Source organism: Streptomyces sp. NPDC028722, from assembly GCF_040637655.1.
Lineage (GTDB): Bacteria > Actinomycetota > Actinomycetes > Streptomycetales > Streptomycetaceae > Streptomyces.
Genome location: NZ_JBEZWU010000018.1, coordinates 1 through 14,720, shown reverse-complemented (window position 1 = coordinate 14,720; position 14,720 = coordinate 1). Strand labels below are relative to the sequence as shown.

General features: G+C 70.3%; 13 protein-coding genes, 1 rRNA gene and 1 riboswitch. Of the genes, 2 read left to right on the top strand and 12 right to left on the bottom strand.

Annotation, left to right across the window (positions count from 1 at the left end):
- The first annotated feature begins 24 nt into the window (after window positions 1-24).
- Window positions 25-444, top strand: coding sequence for a TOBE domain-containing protein (locus AB0F03_RS24980; RefSeq protein WP_361995719.1), 420 nt, complete (start codon window positions 25-27; stop codon window positions 442-444).
- Window positions 445-499: 55 nt separating this feature from the next.
- Here the strand turns inward: AB0F03_RS24980 and gcvP are convergent, their stop codons facing one another.
- Window positions 500-3,385, bottom strand: a complete 2,886-nt coding sequence (gcvP, locus tag AB0F03_RS24975; protein ID WP_361995717.1) for an aminomethyl-transferring glycine dehydrogenase — start codon at window positions 3,383-3,385, stop codon at window positions 500-502.
- A gap of 174 nt (window positions 3,386-3,559) precedes the next feature.
- Window positions 3,560-3,654, bottom strand: a riboswitch (glycine riboswitch).
- A 119-nt stretch (window positions 3,655-3,773) separates the two neighbouring features.
- Here gcvP and AB0F03_RS24970 point away from each other — a divergent pair.
- Window positions 3,774-4,163, top strand: a complete 390-nt coding sequence (locus AB0F03_RS24970; protein ID WP_361995715.1) for a PRC-barrel domain-containing protein — start codon at window positions 3,774-3,776, stop codon at window positions 4,161-4,163.
- Here AB0F03_RS24970 and AB0F03_RS24965 read toward each other — a convergent pair.
- The 11 genes from AB0F03_RS24965 to rrf all read right to left on the bottom strand — a co-directional run.
- Window positions 4,067-5,602, bottom strand: coding sequence for a DNA polymerase IV (locus AB0F03_RS24965; RefSeq protein ID WP_361995714.1), 1,536 nt, complete (start codon window positions 5,600-5,602; stop codon window positions 4,067-4,069). The two genes, AB0F03_RS24970 and AB0F03_RS24965, sit on opposite strands and share 97 nt — an antisense overlap.
- Before the next feature lie 68 nt (window positions 5,603-5,670).
- Complete coding sequence (locus AB0F03_RS24960) at window positions 5,671-6,354, bottom strand: MerR family transcriptional regulator (RefSeq protein ID WP_361995712.1); 684 nt, start codon at window positions 6,352-6,354, stop codon at window positions 5,671-5,673.
- Window positions 6,355-6,615: 261 nt separating this feature from the next.
- Window positions 6,616-7,089, bottom strand: coding sequence for a bifunctional nuclease family protein (locus AB0F03_RS24955; RefSeq protein ID WP_003988851.1), 474 nt, complete (start codon window positions 7,087-7,089; stop codon window positions 6,616-6,618).
- Window positions 7,090-7,243: 154 nt separating this feature from the next.
- Entirely contained in the window at window positions 7,244-7,981 is a 738-nt protein-coding gene (locus AB0F03_RS24950) for a MerR family transcriptional regulator (RefSeq protein WP_361995710.1), read from the bottom strand.
- Between the two features lie 44 nt (window positions 7,982-8,025).
- Complete coding sequence (locus AB0F03_RS24945; RefSeq protein WP_361995708.1) at window positions 8,026-8,856, bottom strand: FHA domain-containing protein; 831 nt, start codon at window positions 8,854-8,856, stop codon at window positions 8,026-8,028.
- A gap of 190 nt (window positions 8,857-9,046) precedes the next feature.
- On the bottom strand, window positions 9,047-9,922 hold the full coding sequence (locus tag AB0F03_RS24940) for a DUF881 domain-containing protein (protein ID WP_361995706.1): 876 nt from the start codon (window positions 9,920-9,922) through the stop codon (window positions 9,047-9,049).
- 5 nt (window positions 9,923-9,927) lie between these two features.
- Complete coding sequence (locus AB0F03_RS24935) at window positions 9,928-10,260, bottom strand: small basic family protein (RefSeq protein ID WP_003988855.1); 333 nt, start codon at window positions 10,258-10,260, stop codon at window positions 9,928-9,930.
- Window positions 10,257-11,165, bottom strand: a complete 909-nt coding sequence (locus AB0F03_RS24930; protein WP_361995704.1) for a DUF881 domain-containing protein — start codon at window positions 11,163-11,165, stop codon at window positions 10,257-10,259. Before AB0F03_RS24930 ends, AB0F03_RS24935 begins: the two co-directional genes overlap by 4 nt.
- Window positions 11,166-11,286: 121 nt before the next feature.
- Window positions 11,287-13,782 carry a mannose-1-phosphate guanyltransferase gene (locus AB0F03_RS24925; protein WP_361995703.1) on the bottom strand — a complete coding sequence of 832 codons (2,496 nt, stop codon included), beginning with the start codon at window positions 13,780-13,782 and terminating at the stop codon, window positions 11,287-11,289.
- A 124-nt stretch (window positions 13,783-13,906) separates the two neighbouring features.
- Window positions 13,907-14,515 (bottom strand): CDP-alcohol phosphatidyltransferase family protein, encoded by a 609-nt coding sequence (locus AB0F03_RS24920; protein WP_361995701.1) that lies wholly within the window; start codon window positions 14,513-14,515, stop codon window positions 13,907-13,909.
- A gap of 110 nt (window positions 14,516-14,625) precedes the next feature.
- A 5S ribosomal RNA gene (rrf, locus tag AB0F03_RS24915) occupies window positions 14,626-14,720 on the bottom strand; the annotation flags it as partial.

Genomic DNA, 14,720 nt, shown 5'->3' with positions numbered 1-14,720 from the left:
CCTCGCCCACTACGGTGGGGGGCCATGAGCCTCAGCATCCGCAACCAGTTGCCCGGCACCGTCACCGAGGTCCACCCCGGCGAGGTGATGGCGACCGTCGGCGTCCGCCTGACCGGGGGCCAGAACCTGACGGCGGCCATCACCCTGGAGGCCGTCGAGCAGCTCGCTCTCGCCCCGGGCTCCCCCGTGCACGCCCTGGTGAAGTCGACGGAGGTGTCCCTGGCCACCAACCGGGTCGCGGGCCTGTCGATCCGCAACCAGCTGCCCGGCGCGGTCACCCACCTCGTGGTCGGCGACGTCATGGCCTCCGTGAAGGTCACCGTGGACGGCGGCGAACTCACCGCCGCCATCACCAGGGACGCCGCCGAGGACCTCGGCCTCTTCGTGGGCTCCGACGTCGTCGCCCTGATCAAGGCGACCGAGGTCTCCCTGGCGACGGCGTAGCGAGAACGCGAGGGTCCCGCCCGGATTCCGGGCGGGACCCTCACCGGCGGCTCGCTCAGTCCTCGTACGCGTCCAGCGGCGGGCAGGAGCAGACCAGGTTGCGGTCGCCGAAGGCCTGGTCGATGCGGCGCACCGGCGGCCAGTACTTGTCGGCGGCCGAGACGCCGGCCGGGAAGACGGCCTCGTCGCGGCTGTAGGCGTGCGCCCACTCACCACCGAGCGCGGCGGCGGTGTGCGGAGCGTTGCGCAGCGGGTTGTCCTCGGCGGGCCACTCGCCCGAACCGACCTTCTCGATCTCCGCGCGGATGGTGATCATCGCGTCGCAGAAACGGTCCAGCTCGGTGAGGTCCTCCGACTCGGTCGGCTCGATCATCAGCGTGCCGGCCACCGGGAACGACATGGTCGGGGCGTGGAAGCCGTAGTCGATCAGGCGCTTGGCGACGTCGTCGACGCTGACGCCGGTCGCCTTGGTCAGCGGGCGCAGGTCGATGATGCACTCGTGCGCGACCAGGCCGCCGGGGCCGGTGTACAGGACCGGGAAGTGCGGCTCCAGACGCTTGGCGATGTAGTTCGCCGACAGCACGGCCACCTGCGTGGCCCGCTTCAGGCCCTCGCCGCCCATCAGACGGACGTACGCCCAGGAGATGGGCAGGATGCCCGCGCTGCCCCACGGGGCGGCCGAGACGGGGCCGACGCCGGTCTCCGGCCCCGCGGCCGGCTGGAGCGGGTGGTTGGGCAGGTACGGCGCCAGGTGCTCGCGGACGGCGACCGGGCCGACGCCCGGGCCACCGCCACCGTGCGGGATGCAGAACGTCTTGTGCAGGTTCAGGTGGGAGACGTCGCCGCCGAAGTGACCCGGCTTGGCCACCCCGACCAGGGCGTTGAGGTTGGCGCCGTCGACGTACACCTGGCCGCCGGCCTCGTGGACCCGGGCACAGATGTCGGCGACGTGCTCCTCGAACACACCGTGCGTGGACGGGTAGGTGATCATCAGCACCGACAGCTCGTCACGGTGCTTCTCGATCTTCGCCCGCAGATCCTCGATGTCGATCTCGCCGTCCCCGGCGGTCTTGACGACGACGACCTTCATGCCGGCCATCACGGCGCTGGCCGCGTTGGTGCCGTGCGCGGAGGACGGGATGAGGCAGACGGTGCGCTGCTCGTCGCCGTTGGCGCGGTGGTAGCCGCGTACGGCGAGCAGACCGGCCAGCTCGCCCTGCGAACCGGCGTTCGGCTGGAGCGAGACCTTGTCGTAGCCGGTGACCTCGGCGAGACGTTCCTCCAGCTCGCGGATGAGCGTCAGGTAGCCCTCGGCCTGCTCGGCGGGCACGAAGGGGTGCAACTGCCCGAACTCCGGCCAGGTGACCGGCTCCATCTCCGTGGTCGCGTTGAGCTTCATGGTGCAGGAGCCCAGCGGGATCATGCCACGGTCGAGCGCGTAGTCGCGGTCGGCCAGGCGGCGCAGGTAACGCAGCATCGCGGTCTCGGAGCGGTGCTGGTGGAAGACCGGGTGGGTGAGGTAGGCGTCGGTGCGCAGCAGCGCCTCGGGCAGGGTGTCCTCGGCGACCGGGTCCAGCGCCTCGACGTCGGCCTCGACACCGAACGCGGACCAGACGGCGGCCAGCTGGGCCCGGCCGGTGGTCTCGTCACAGGCCATGGAGACGTGGTCGGCGTCCACCAGGCGCAGGTTGACACCCTTGTCCCGGGCGGCGGCGACGACCTCGGCGGCCCTGCCGGGCACGCGGGCGGTGACGGTGTCGAAGTAGGCGCCGTGGACGATGTCGACCCCGCCGGCCCTCAGGCCCGCGGCGAGGACCGTGGCGTAGCGGTGGGTGCGGCGGGCGATCGTCCGCAGGCCCTCGGGACCGTGGTAGACGGCGTACATACCGGCCATCACGGCGAGCAGCACCTGCGCGGTACAGATGTTGCTGGTGGCCTTCTCACGGCGGATGTGCTGCTCACGGGTCTGCAACGCCAGGCGGTAGGCCCTGTTGCCGTCGGCGTCGACGGAGACACCGACCAGACGGCCGGGCAGGCTGCGCGCGAACTTCTCCTGGACGGCCATGTAGCCGGCGTGCGGTCCGCCGAAGCCCATCGGCACGCCGAAGCGCTGGGTCGTACCGACGGCGATGTCCGCGCCCAGTTCGCCCGGGGAGGTCAGCAGGGTCAGCGCGAGCAGGTCGGCGGCGACCGTCACCAGGGCGCCCAGCTCGTGCGCCTGGTCGATGACCGCCTTGATGTCCCGTACGGCACCGGAGGCGCCCGGGTACTGGAGCAGCACGCCGTTGATCTCGCGCTCGGCGATCCCGGCCGGGATGCCGTCGCTGAGGTCGGCGACGACGACCTCGACGCCGGCCGGCTCGGCCCGCGTCTCGATCACGGCGATGGTCTGCGGCAGCGCGTCCGCGTCGACCAGGAACAGGCCCTTCTTGTTCCGGCCCATGCGCCGGGAGAGCGCCATCGCCTCGGCGGCGGCGGTGCCCTCGTCCAGCAGGGAGGCACCCGAGGTGGGCAGGCCGGTCAGCTCGGCGACCACCGTCTGGAAGTTCAGCAGGGCCTCCAGACGGCCCTGGGAGATCTCCGGCTGGTACGGCGTGTAGGCCGTGTACCACGCCGGGTTCTCCATGACGTTGCGCAGGATGACGGGCGGCGTGAACGTCCCGTAGTAACCGAGCCCGATCATCGAGCCGAGCACCTGGTTGCGGTCGGCGAGGGAACGCAGCTCGGCGAGCACCTCGGCCTCGGTGCGGGCGCCCGGCAGGTCGAGGGCGTCGGCGTTCTTGATCACGTCCGGGACCGCGGCGGCGGTCAGCTCGTCCAGCGAGCCGTACCCGACCTGCGCGAGCATCTTGGCCCGCGCCTCCTGGTCAGGGCCGATGTGGCGCTGCTCGAACGGGATACCCGCTTCGAGTTCGGAGAGCGGAATGCGATGGGCGGTCATTGCGGAGGCCTCCTGGTCTGACGCGACCTTCGAGGGGCACCCCGGTACGGATACCCCGACGGCCTCCCCCTCTGTCATCTCGACCTGAGAGCTTCACCGGGCCCTTGCGGGCACCGGCTTTCACCGTCGGTGAGAGCGGACGCCGTGCACACCCGCCCTGCTTTCCAGAGTGGCCTCGTCCGCGCGGTACGTGAGCCTGAGAGATTCCGGGGAGGATTTGCTCCTTCGGCGCCTCCGACGTGGTCGGAGGACTCTCCCGCGCGGGGTCAGCAGCCGCTGTCAGCGTACCAGCGGGGGCAACACCTGAGCCCTCGAGTGGCCGCCTCCCTGAATCTGCTCTTTTGTAGTGCTTACGGATGTGTTGCGACCACGTGGAGAGAGAGGGACCGTGCGAACCGACATCGATCCGCGCAACCTGATCGGCCGCAAGGCGTTCGACGTCAATGGCGCCAAGATCGGCACCATCGACGAGGTGTACCTCGACGACGCGACCGGCGTGCCCGAGTGGGCGGCCATACGTACCGGTCTCTTCTCCCGGGACGCCTTCGTCCCCCTGGAGCCCAGCGAATTCCTCGACGGCACGCTGCACATCCCGTTCGACCGCGCCCTGATCAAGGACGCCCCCGACTTCGGCGTGGGCCGCCACCTCTCCCCCGAGCAGGAACTCCAGCTCTACCACCACTACGGCCTGGACACGGCACCCCCGCCCGAGGTCCCGGACCACGACTTCGGCACCCTGGCACCACCGGAGGAGTCCCGGCCCGCACCGGGCCCCTGAACGCCGTCGCCGGGTCTCCCGTCGTACCCGTCCGGGTCCGCGGCCGGACGCCCGAGCCGCTCACCCGAAGCCGGTCGCAGGGCCGTGGCCGGCCGGGTGGGCGAGGCCGGCTCCGAGACCAGCGGCAACGGCTCGGCCGGTGCCAGCGCGGGATCGTCGACCCGGAACGTCCGTACCCGGCCCGGCTCGGACTGCGGCGTCTCGAAGCGCACGGTGACCCGGCCCAGCCCACTGCCCTGCACCCATCCGTGTCCCCAGTCGTCGTGCCGCACGTCCTGCCCGGCCCGCCACTGCCGCCCGGCCGGGTCCACCTGCTCCGCCGGGGCCTGAGGCACGGCCTCCTCGGCGAGGTCCACCGCCCCCTCCCCCGCCGCCTGCGCGAACAGGTCCTCCTGTGTGTAGTCGGCGAGCCCGGACACGCCGACGCCGAGCAGCCGCACCCCGCCCGTGGTGTCCACGGAGTCCAGCAGCCGCGCCGCCGCCTCACGGATGACCGCGGGATCGTCCGTGGGCCCTCTGAGCGTCTCGGAGCGGGTGAGGGTCGAGAAGTCGTACCGCCGCACCTTCAGCACGATGGTCCGCCCGGACAGCCCGGCCTCGCGCAGCCTCCGGACACACCGGTCGGCCAGCCGCTGCACCTCCATGCCGACCCGCGGCCGGTCGTGGATGTCCACGTCGTACGTGTCCTCCACCGACACCGACTTGGTCTCCCGCTCGGCCACCACGGGCCGCTCGTCCCGGGCCAGGGCCATGGCGTACAGCGCGTGCCCGTGCGCCTTGCCGAGCATCCGGACGAGTTCGTCCTCGCCCGCCTCGGCCAGCTCCTCGACCGTGGTGATCCCGGCCCGGCGCAGATGGTCCCCGGTGGCCGGCCCGACCCCCGGCAGGGTCCGCACCGGCATCGGCCCCAGCAGCGCCCGCTCGGTCCCCGGCTCGATCAGCACCAGGCCGTCCGGTTTCGCCTGCTCGGAAGCGATCTTCGCGAGCATCTTGGAGGCGGCGAGCCCCACCGACCCGGTGAGCCCGGTGACCGCCCGGATGTCCGCGCGGAGCCTCTCCCCGGCCCGCCGCGCCGACTCCCCGTCCCAGGCCGCTCCCCCGGCCTCCAGGTCCACGAACGCCTCGTCCAGGCTGAGCGGTTCGATCAGCGGTGACAGCTCCCGCAGCAGCGCCATCACCTGCTCGCTGACCGTCCGGTACAAGGTGAAGCGCGGCACCAGATAGGCGGCGTTGGGTGCCAGCCGGCGCGCCTGCCCCATGGGCATCGCCGAGTGGACCCCGAACACCCGTGCCTCGTACGACGCGGTGGCCACCACTCCGCGCGGTCCGAGCCCGCCCACGACGACGGCCTTCCCGCGCAGGCTCGGCTTGGACGCCTGCTCCACCGAGGCGAAGAAGGCATCCATGTCGAGATGCAGGACCGTGGGCGCGTTTCTCACATCTCCGATGCTGCACCACGGCACTGACAACGCGGTGACGGCGGAGGCCACCGCGAGGACTCCGGCGGTCAGACCGCCCGGTTGCGCCGCCGCGCCAGCTCGTCCGTCGGGTTCTGCCCGACCAGCGTCTCCCCGGTGTCGATGCGCTCGCCGTGCAGCTGGGAGAGCGCGCCCTCCACGTCGCGCCACACCACGCCGACGGCGATCCCGAAGACGCCCTGACCGCCCTGGAGCAGGGCGTGGACCTCGTCCGGCGAGGTGCACTCGTACACGGTGGCGCCGTCGCTCATGAGGGTCATCCGCTCCAGGTCGCGGAAACCGCGTTCTCTGAGGTGCTGCACGGCCGTGCGGATGTTCTGGAGCGACACACCGGTGTCCAGGAATCGCTTCACGATCTTCAGGACGACGACGTCCCGGAAGCTGTACAGACGCTGGGTGCCCGACCCGTAGGCGGGCCGCACGCTGGGCTCGACCAGCCCGGTGCGGGCCCAGTAGTCGAGCTGCCGGTAGGTGATGCCGGCGGCCGCGCAGGCCGTGGGCCCGCGGTAGCCGATCTCCTCGGACGCCATGGACGCCACCCCTCCGCCGTTCGGCACCGCCGTCGGCAGCTGCGGAGCGTGCTCTGCCGCGCTGCCGGGATGGGGGTAACCCCCGCTCGAGCGCAGCCGCGAGTCCGGGGGCGGGTACGGACCGCTCTCCCCGAAACCGCGTCCGGGGGCACCCCCAGCCGTACCGTCGCCGCTGGTTCTCACGCCGACCTCCGTCCTTGACCTGCCTTCTCGACGGTAGGCAGTCACCAGGGGTGCGTCAACGATCGCCACACTCGGCACGCCGAGTGATAATCACCCTAGGAGTGGTTTCCCGTGTCCCACCGCGGGGAAAGGCTAGCCGAATGCGCTCGCGGGAAGCCGTAGGACGCTCTCACTGGCCGGAGGCAATTGCCGGGGCAGCGGCCCCGCGGAGCCGCCCACCGCCCAGGAGGAACCCGGGGTCCGGCTGGCCGGCGCCGCGTCTCACTGGCTGCTGCTGCCGAAGTCCTCGGGCGAGATCTGGTCGAGGAACTCGCGGAACTTCTCCACCTCGTCCTCCTGCTCGTCCGGAATGGCGATACCCGCGTCGTCCAGCACCGTGTCACTGCCGTAGATCGGCGTTCCGGTGCGCAGGGCCAGCGCTATGGCATCGGAGGGACGGGCGCTGACCTCGACCCCGCTGGCGAACACCAGTTCCGCGTAGAAGACCCCTTCCCGCAGGTCGGTGATGCGGACTTCGGTCAGCTCCTGGCCGACGGCCTCCAGCACGTCCTTGAACAGGTCGTGGGTCAGCGGTCGCGCGGGGGCCATGCCCTGCTGGGCGAAGGCGATCGCCGTCGCCTCCCCCGGCCCGATCCAGATGGGGAGGTAACGATCGCCTCCCACTTCGCGCAGGAGCACGATCGGTTGGTTGGAGGGCATTTCGACCCGGACACCTACGACATCGAGCTCGTTCACACAGCAACCCTAGGCCGTGCCCGGGACGTTTGGGTAGTCGGGCCGGGAACAGGTGCCCGATCCGGCCGCCCGGCCCCCACCCCTCGCCCGCTCCAGGGCCGGTCCCCGCCGGGCTCGGCCCGGCCCCTGGGCCGGTTCCGGGGGCCCGTGAGCCTCAGGGGAGCCGTACGCCGAGAGCGGTCTTCACGAGAGCGGCGTGCAGCTTCGTCGTGAGCGCCGCCAGTTCCTTCGTACGGGCCTCGGCGAGCGCCCTGGTCTGCGGATTGCGGTGGCGCTTGAGCGGGGCCACCACCTGGTCCACCAGCCCCGCCTCGCGGTCCGCGGCGGCCTTCATCACCCGGAGGTGGCGCGGCTCGATGCCGAAACGGCCCAGCTCGGCGATGAGCTCGGCCACGGTGACCGCCTCGGCGTCGTACGCCCCGTCCTCCAGAGGAGCGACGAGCCCGTAGGACTCCCAGTCCTTCAGGTCCGCCTCGTCGACGTCCGCGGCGGCCAGCAGCTCGGCCTTGCCGATCCGGGCCACCGTGGGCCTCTCCGGCGGCTCCGGGCCGTCCTCCGCGGTGCGCTGGCGCCCGACCAGGGGCAGCGGGGCGGCCTCACCCCGCTCCATGGCGTCCAGGTACTCCCGGATCACCTTGAGCGGAAGATAGTGGTCCCGTTGCATCCGCAGGACGTGACCGAGGCGCTCGACGTCCCCGGCGCTGAACTTGCGGTACCCCGACGGGGTCCGCTGCGGCTCGATGAGCCCCTCCGCCTCCAGGAAACGAATCTTGGAGATCGTGACTTCGGGGAACTCGTCGCGCAGCGTGTTCAGCACCGTGCCGATGCTCATCAGCCCACTGTCCCTGGCGGCGGTACCGCTTCCGGCACCGCCGCTCGGTGTTCGCAGCATGGACCTTCCCTGGGGGTCCCCCCGGACGTCGGTCCGGGGGTGGGTCAGATGCCCTGCCGGCTCGCGTAGAACACCAGCCGGTACTTGCCGATCTGCACCTCGTCGCCGTTCGACAGAGCGACCTGGTCGATGCGCTCCCGGTTGACGTACGTGCCGTTCAGGCTGCCCACGTCGGCCACCGTGAAGGAGCCGTCCGGGGAGCGCCGGAACTCCACATGCCGCCGGGAGACCGTCACGTCGTCCAGGAAGATGTCGCTCTGCGGATGACGGCCGGCCGTGGTCAGGTCGCTGTCCAGCAGGAAGCGACTGCCCGAGTTCGGACCCCGCCGCACCACCAGCAGCGCCGAGCCCAGCGGCAGCGCGTCCACCGCGGCCTGCGCCTCCGGGGAGAGCATCGGCAGCGGCGTCTGGCCGGTCACCTCGGAGTCGTAGGCCTCGAGGCCGGAGATCGAGATCGTGGACGTCGTCTCGGAGGCCCGCTCGGGTGCCACTCCGGGGCGCAGCGGCGCGCCGCAGTGGGAGCAGAACCGGGCGTTCTCCGCGTTGCGGTTACCGCACCTCGTACACACCAGGACCGACATCGACGGATCCTCCTGCCGCGGCTGCCCCGCCGGGGCGTGGGACGCGTACGGGCCGGGGGCGAACCCTCCACCCGCACCTGAGGTCGACGGTTGCCCGAAACCTATGTCGCCGGCCTGGGCAGGGTCAACAGACGCCGCGCCCTGACCACCGGAAATGTCACCGCCCGGACCAGCCACCTGGTCCCGGAACAGCGGGCGCTGGCCCTCCGCGTCAGGCTGCGCGCGATGACGGGCGGTGGCGTTCTCGCCGCCCTCTCGCGCGCTCTTGCCGAACAACTTCGCAAACAACTTCACGGGCGATTCCCCTTGACCGAAACAGACCCGCCCGTGGGGCAGGACGAACCCTGATTGCCTACACCGGCCGAGCCGGACATCTTCACAACGTCCGTATCCACCAAACAGTTTCCATCACGCGCCACCTCTTCGGTGCGCCGACCCCCCGCAAGCTCATGCCCGTACGCGACAGCCGCCATGCACCGCCGGTTCACCGGGAGGACGACCGAGCGTAGTCAGGCCGCTTCACCTGCCGCAAGGCAGCCACGACGATCTTGTCGGACTGCTGCACGGTCGCTGTGGCCTGCTCCTTCTCCAGGGTCTGCACCACGCCCCCGGGAATGTTGAGCGCCGGCTCGAGGTCCTGCGGCTTGCCGATGACCTTGAAACGATAAGGGGCGCCGATCTTGTTCCCGTCGACGCTCACGCTCTTGCCGGAGTCGGTGAAGTAGGTGCCGGCGACCACCCGGACCCCGTTGACCTGGATCGCCTCCGCCCCGGCCGCACGCAGCTCCTGGATCGCGTCGAGCAGCATGTCCGCCTTGACCGTCCCCTTCGTGTCCTCGATCGTCATGGTGATGCCGGGCCCCTGCGCCGCCACGGTGCCCGCCAGGATGCCGAGTTGCCTCTTCTTCTCGGCGGTCTGCCTGCGTGCCTCCGCGGCCTGGTCGGAGCTGCTCTGGAGCTCCTGGCGCTGCTTCTCCAGTCCCTGCTTCTCGTCCTCAAGACGCTGCGTACGCGAATCCAGTTCGTCGAGGATGCGTACAAGATCTTCCTGACGGGCGCCGCGCAGCGCGCTGTCGGTGTCGCTGTTGGACGCCACCTGGACGGCCAGGCCGAAGCCGAGGCCGAACAGCAGCACCGCGACGATGAGTTGGGCGCGGGTGAAGCGCGGCGGCCACAGGCCCTTGACGAGCCGCTGCCGTCCGGTCGCCGGCTGCTCGGGCTGCTCCCCGGCCGGCGGGCCGGCCCCGGGCGCGGACGCGGGCACCTCGGCCGGCAGTTCCCTGCGCAGCCCGTGCTCCGGCCGGCCGTTCTGCGGCAGCCGGCTCTCCGGCTGGTCGTTGCCGTCGTTGTGTTCGCTCATCGGTGTCACGCCCGGAAGACGTGTCGCCGGATCGCCGCGGCGTTGGAGAAGATCCGGATGCCGAGGACCACGACGACGCCCGTGGACAGCTGCGCGCCGACGCCCAGTTTGTCACCGAGGAAGACGATCAGGGCGGCGACGACCACGTTCGACAGGAACGACACCACGAAGACCTTGTCGTCGAAGATGCCGTCGAGCATGGCCCGCAGTCCGCCGAAGACGGCGTCCAGCGCCGCGACGACGGCGATCGGCAGATAAGGCTCGACGACCGCCGGAACCTCGGGCCGGACCAGCAGTCCGGCCACGACTCCCACGACGAGACCCAGTACGGCGATCACGATGTGCCCTTCTCGCTGTTCTCGTTGCTCGGCTGCGCTGTACGTACGATCACACTGGGGGCGGCGGGCAGCCGGACGTCACCCTCCGGGGAGATGGTCGCGCGGATGCCGTAGTTCTCCACCAGCGCGTGCAGATACAGGCCGTCGGCGCCGTTCTGGAACCTGGTGCCGAGCCGCTGCCCGTCCCCCACCGCCAGCACCGTGTACGGCGGCACCAGCGGCCTGTTGTCGACCAGGATCGCGTCCCCCGCGGCCCTGATCGCGGACAGGGCCGTGAGCCGCTGCCCGTTGATGGAGATCGCCTCGGCCCCCGAGGCCCACAGCCCGTTAACCACGCGCTGCATGTCGCGGTCGCGCAGCCGGCCGGTGTCGGAGAAACCCGACGTCTCCCGCGGATTGGACCCGTCCCCGCCGCCGGTGGCTTCCTTGGCGTCGTTCACGACGAGCCGGACGCCGGGCCCGTGCACGGCGGACGCGCCGGACAGTACGGTCACCAGGTCGGCCGTCGTGCTGCCGCCGCCGGCCTTCAGGGCCGCCCGCTGGCGCGCACCGACGTCGTCGCGCAGCTTGTCGACCGTGTTCTCGAGCTTGTCCGCGTCCTTGGTCTCGCTGCCGACGCGGTCGATCAGTTCCTGGCGTTCCTTGGCCACGACGGGCGCCGCCACGCGCGCCTGGGCCGCGCCGACGGTGACGACCAGCGCCGCGAGGACGAGGCCGGCGGCCAGGCCCAGTCTGGCCCGGAGCGTCTTGGGCAGACCGCCCTCACCCTGGGCCTTCTTCCGGGCGGCGGCCTCGGCGTATCCGTCGTCGAGGCTGTGGTCCATGACGTTGGTGATCAACGACATGGAGGCGTCCGGGCGCTGCGGCCGCGTGGGGCTGCTCCGAACGGGGGGTTGCTGCGGCATGCCGCACATCGTCGCATGTCGCGAGCAGTACCTCCGAACGGCCCCACCGGCATGCCGGACAGGCCCCCTTGGGGGCGCCTGTCCGGCACGCACGCGTGCAGCGGCTCACGCCGTTCCGGTACTACCGGCCGGCGCTGTCCACGACGGCCGCCCACTCGTCCAGCAGGGCCTGCGCGGAGGCGTCGTCCGGGCCCTCGGCCCACAGATGCGTGACCGCCTCGGCCGGGTCGGGCAGCACCATCACCCAGCGCCCGTCGGTCTCCACGACCCGCACACCGTCGGTCGTGTCGACGAAGCGGTCTCCGGCGGCCTCGACCACCCGCCGCATCACCAGGCCCTTGACGGCCCACGGCGTGGCCAGGTCCCGCTTGAGGACGTGCGCCCGCGGGATCCGCGCGTCGATCTGGCTGAGGGTGAGCTGGGTACGCGCCACGAGCCCGATGAGCCGTACGAAGGCCGCTGTGCCGTCGTAGACGCTGCTGAACTCGGGGACGATGAACCCGCCCTTGCCGTCGCCGCCGAAGATGGTGCCTTCCTCGCCGCCCACGCGCGTGAGGTCGTCGGGCGAGGTGGTGGTCCACTCGACCTGGGTGCCGTGGTAGGCGGCCACCTGTTCGGCGATCCGGGTCGTGGTGACCGGAAGCGCCACCCGCCCGCTGCGCCGCTCGGCGGCCACCAGGTCCAGCATCACCAGCAGGGCCCGGTCGTCCTCGATGATCCGGCCCTTCTCGTCGACGAGCGACAGCCGCTCACCGACCGGGTCGAACCGGACACCGAACGCGGCACCCGACGACGCGACGATCTCGCCGAGCCGCACCAGGCCCTTGCGTCGCATCTCCGCCGTCTCCGTCGGCCTGGACTCGTCGAGACCCGGGTTGATGGTCAGCGAGTCCACACCGAGTTTGCCGAGCAGGCTGGGCAGTACGAGCCCGGCGCTGCCGTTCGAGGCGTCTACGACGACCTTGAGACCCGACTCCGCTATGCCGGTCGTGTCCACGTTGCGCAGCAGCGATCCGGTGTACGAGTCGAAGACGCTCGCCGGGAAGTAGAGATCGCCGATCTCACCGGGGAACGCCCGCCGGTACTCCTGTCGCGCGAACACGCGGTCCAGCTTGCGCTGGCTGCCCTGCGACAGGTCCGCGCCCTGCGAGTCGAAGAACATGATGTCCACCGAGTCGGGGATGCCGGGCGAGGTACGGATCATGATGCCGCCTGCGCTGCCGCGCGCGGTCTGCTGCCGGGCCACGGGCAGCGGCACGTTCTCCAGGTCGCGTACGTCGATGGCGCTGGTCTGGAGCGCGGAGATCACCGCACGCTTGAGCGCGCGGGCACCTCGCGAGTGGTCACGGGCCGTGGTGACGGTGGCGCCCTTCTTCAGGGTCGTCGCGTAGGCACCGGCGAGCCGGACCGCCAGCTCCGGAGTGATCTCGACGTTCAGGATGCCGGAGACGCCACGGGCGCCGAACAGGTTCGCCTGTCCCCGCGACTCCCAGATCACCGAGGTGTTGACGAAGGCGCCGGCCTCGATGGTCTTGAACGGGTAGACGCGGACGTTGCCCTGGACGATCGATTCCTCACCGATCAGGCACTCGTCACCGATGACCGCGCCGTCCTCGATCCGGGCGGCCCGCATGATGTCGGTGTTCTTACCGACGACGCAGCCGCGCAGATTGCTGTGCTGGCCGACGTACACGTTGTCGTGGACGACCGCCTTGTGCAGGAACGCACCGCTCTTGACGACGACGTTCGAGCCGATGACGGAGTGCTCGCGGATCTCCGCGCCGGCCTCGACCTTCGCGTAGTCGCCGATGTACAGCGGTCCGCGCAGCTCGGCGTCGGGGTGTACCTCGGCGCCTTCCGCCACCCACACGCCCGGGGAGATCTCGAAGCCGTCGATGTCGACGTCGACCTTGCCTTCGAGGACGTCCGCCTGGGCCTTCACGTAGCTCTCGTGGGTGCCGACGTCCTCCCAGTAGCCCTCGGCGATGTAGCCGTAGATCGGCTTGCCTTCCTTCATCAGCTGCGGGAAGACATCGCCGGACCAGTCGACCGGAACATCGGGGTCGACGTAGTCGAAGACCTCGGGCTCCATGACGTAGATGCCCGTGTTGACCGTGTCGGAGAAGACCTGTCCCCAGGTCGGCTTCTCCAGGAAGCGCTCGACCTTGCCTTCCTCGTCCACGATGGTGATGCCGAACTCCAGCGGATTGGGCACCCGGGTCAGGCAGACCGTGACCAGCGCACCCTTCTCCTTGTGGAAGTTGATCAGCTCGGTGAGGTCGAAGTCGGTCAGGGCATCGCCGGAGATCACGAGGAAGGCGTCGTCCTTCAACGCCTCCTCGGCGTTCTTGACGCTTCCGGCGGTACCGAGTGGCTTCTCCTCGTTGGCATAGGTGAGCTCCATACCGAGCTCTTCGCCGTCACCGAAGTAGTTCTTGACCAGCGAGGCCAGGAACTGCACGGTGACGACGGTCTCGTTGAGCCCGTGCCTTTTGAGCAGCCGTAGCACGTGCTCCATGATCGGGCGGTTCACCACGGGCAGGAGCGGCTTGGGCATACTCGAGGTCATGGGGCGCAGGCGTGTGCCTTCCCCACCGGCCATCACGACGGCCTTCATGTCGGAAGCGTCCTCCTCAGAGACGACGGTCTAGCCGACTTCACCCGTCCAGATTGTCCCGCACTTTTCCACCGCGGGCCAACGAGGCGTTACGCCAGGACTTACGTCAGGACAATCGCCGAGTTCAATCGACCGTGGCGTCCGCACGCACCAATCGGCGGACTTGCACCACGTAGAGCACTCCTGCCCACCAATAGAGGGTTGTACCCCATCCGGCGAACGCCCATCCGAAAATGGCAGCGAGTGACGCGATCCAGCCATGCCCGTCACTGAGGAGCAGGAGGGGGAAGGCGTACATCAGGTTGAAGGTGGCGGCCTTCCCGAGGAAGTTCACCTGCGGCGGCGGATAGCCGTGCCGGCGCAGGATGCCCACCATGACCAGGAGGACCAGTTCTCGGGCCAGCAGCAGCCCGGTCAGCCACAGGGGGAGGATCTCCCGCCAGGTGAGCCCCAGCAGCGTGGTGAGGACGTACAGGCGGTCTGCGGCGGGGTCGAGGAGCCGGCCGAGGCTGCTGATCTGGTTCCAGCGCCGGGCGAGCTTGCCGTCGAGGTAGTCGCTGATCCCGCTGAACGCCAGTACCAGGAGGGCCCATCCATCGCTCTTGGGGCCCCCGAACTCCGGCCTGAGGATCAACCACAGGAAGAGCGGTACGCCGACGAGCCGCGCCATGCTGAGGATGTTGGGGATGGTGAGGACCCGGTCTGTCTGGACGCGGGTCTCCTGGACCTCCACCCGGGGGCCTCCTGTGCGAAATGAGCCAACGATGCCCCCTGACCCTACCGCAACGCAAAAAAGCTCCAGCTCCTGGGCAGTAGTGCCCAAGAGCCGGAGCTGTAAAAGGAGTTCGGCGGTGTCCTACTCTCCCACAGGGTCCCCCCTGCAGTACCATCGGCGCTGTGAGGCTTAGCTTCCGGGTTCGGTATGTAACCGGGCGTTT

What these genes read in the sequence shown, in the direction of transcription:
- AB0F03_RS24980 (WP_361995719.1), top strand. Translation starts at nt 25, where the DNA reads ATGAGCCTCAGCATCCGCAACCAGTTGCCCGGCACCGTCACCGAGGTC.
- gcvP (WP_361995717.1), bottom strand. Translation starts at nt 3,385, where the DNA reads ATGACCGCCCATCGCATTCCGCTCTCCGAACTCGAAGCGGGTATCCCG.
- AB0F03_RS24950 (WP_361995710.1), bottom strand. Translation starts at nt 7,981, where the DNA reads ATGCTGCGAACACCGAGCGGCGGTGCCGGAAGCGGTACCGCCGCCAGG.
- AB0F03_RS24940 (WP_361995706.1), bottom strand. Translation starts at nt 9,922, where the DNA reads ATGAGCGAACACAACGACGGCAACGACCAGCCGGAGAGCCGGCTGCCG.
- AB0F03_RS24930 (WP_361995704.1), bottom strand. Translation starts at nt 11,165, where the DNA reads ATGCCGCAGCAACCCCCCGTTCGGAGCAGCCCCACGCGGCCGCAGCGC.
- AB0F03_RS24925 (WP_361995703.1), bottom strand. Translation starts at nt 13,782, where the DNA reads ATGAAGGCCGTCGTGATGGCCGGTGGGGAAGGCACACGCCTGCGCCCC.